Source organism: Fischerella major NIES-592 (genome assembly GCF_001904645.1).
Taxonomy (GTDB): Bacteria; Cyanobacteriota; Cyanobacteriia; order Cyanobacteriales; family Nostocaceae; genus Fischerella; species Fischerella thermalis.
The window spans coordinates 433,660-434,844 of record NZ_MRCA01000002.1 but is presented as its reverse complement, the minus strand read 5'-3'; the positions used below and the strand labels follow the sequence as shown (position 1 = coordinate 434,844).

General features: G+C 46.8%; 2 protein-coding genes. Both read right to left on the bottom strand.

Annotation, left to right across the window (positions count from 1 at the left end; genetic code table 11):
- Positions 1 to 308, bottom strand: a 308-nt coding sequence (locus NIES592_RS24380) for an FAD-dependent oxidoreductase (protein WP_178379492.1), incomplete at its 3' end; no start/stop codon positions are given.
- Positions 309 to 715: 407 nt separating this feature from the next.
- A partial coding sequence (locus NIES592_RS05820; protein ID WP_443134927.1) for a sodium:solute symporter family transporter occupies positions 716 to 1,185 on the bottom strand: 470 nt, incomplete at its 5' end.

The following is a 1,185-nucleotide window of genomic DNA, read 5'->3' as shown; positions in this document are numbered from 1 at the left end:
GCGCGTAATGCCCACACCGCAGGACCCCGCGAAGAATTGAGAATCCGCTTTTGCAGGTAAGTACGGTCTGCCATCTTACCTATTTCTCCACCAAGTGCATCCACCTCATGGGTTAACTGAGATTTAGCAGGCCCACCTACTGCTGGATTACAAGGTTGCCAAGCAATTTTATCTAAGTTGAGTGTCAACAGCATGGTACGGCAACCAAGGCGTGCGGTAGCAAGCGCTGCTTCACAACCAGAGTGACCAGCACCAACGACGATGACATCAAATACGTCTTGGAAATCTATAGAATTGTGCATGGTCATAACGAAAAAACACTAAGCATGGAGACATCTAACTAATTCTAACTAACTCACCGTAAGTTCCCCACGCTCAACGGTAATCCATTCATATCATATCCGTTTGAACACTGATATTATCCGTTGGGGTCGGTAATTGGTAATGGGTAATGGGTAATTGGTGAGACTACTTGCCGTCTTGGCTTGATGCCAAATGACAAAATAGCCTAGACCGCGCGCGCTGTGCGGCTGCACTAAATTTTCTTTCTTTGCGTCCTTCGCGCCTTTGCGGTTCATTCCTCCTTATCAAATATTCGTGCAAGAGGTCAAATAGAAAGCGATCGCTCTGTCTTTGGAGAGATTTGCCACAATTATTCAATTCCCTCAATACTTGCAAATTTTACTTGTTTGAGGGAATGAAACACCCCTACCTACTAATCCAGATGATCTTCATCCAGTTCCTCAATTGCTGGTGGTTCATCACCAGGGGTTCGTAGTACTTCAACCATCTCTTGGACTTCCAGTGGTGGAGGTGGTGTGAGTCGAGAAACGCTCCAAGTGACAACGAAGTTGATTAACATACCAAGAGTGCCAATTCCTTCGGCAGAGACTCCGAAGAACCAAGGCTGCATTCCGTAGAATTTCACTCCGACTATATAAAATATAGTGAAGCACAAGCCGACAATCATACCAGCGATCGCTCCTTCTCGGTTTGTCCTCTTGTCGAATACTCCCAAAATAATGATCGGGAAAAAGCTAGCCGCAGCTAAACCAAAGGCAAACGCTACTACCTGAGCCACAAAACCAGGCGGGTTCACACCAAAATAACCAGCGATCGCAAGCGCAAAGCCAACCATGACTCTACCTACCATCACTCGTCGGGATTCGGAGGCTCCCGGATTGA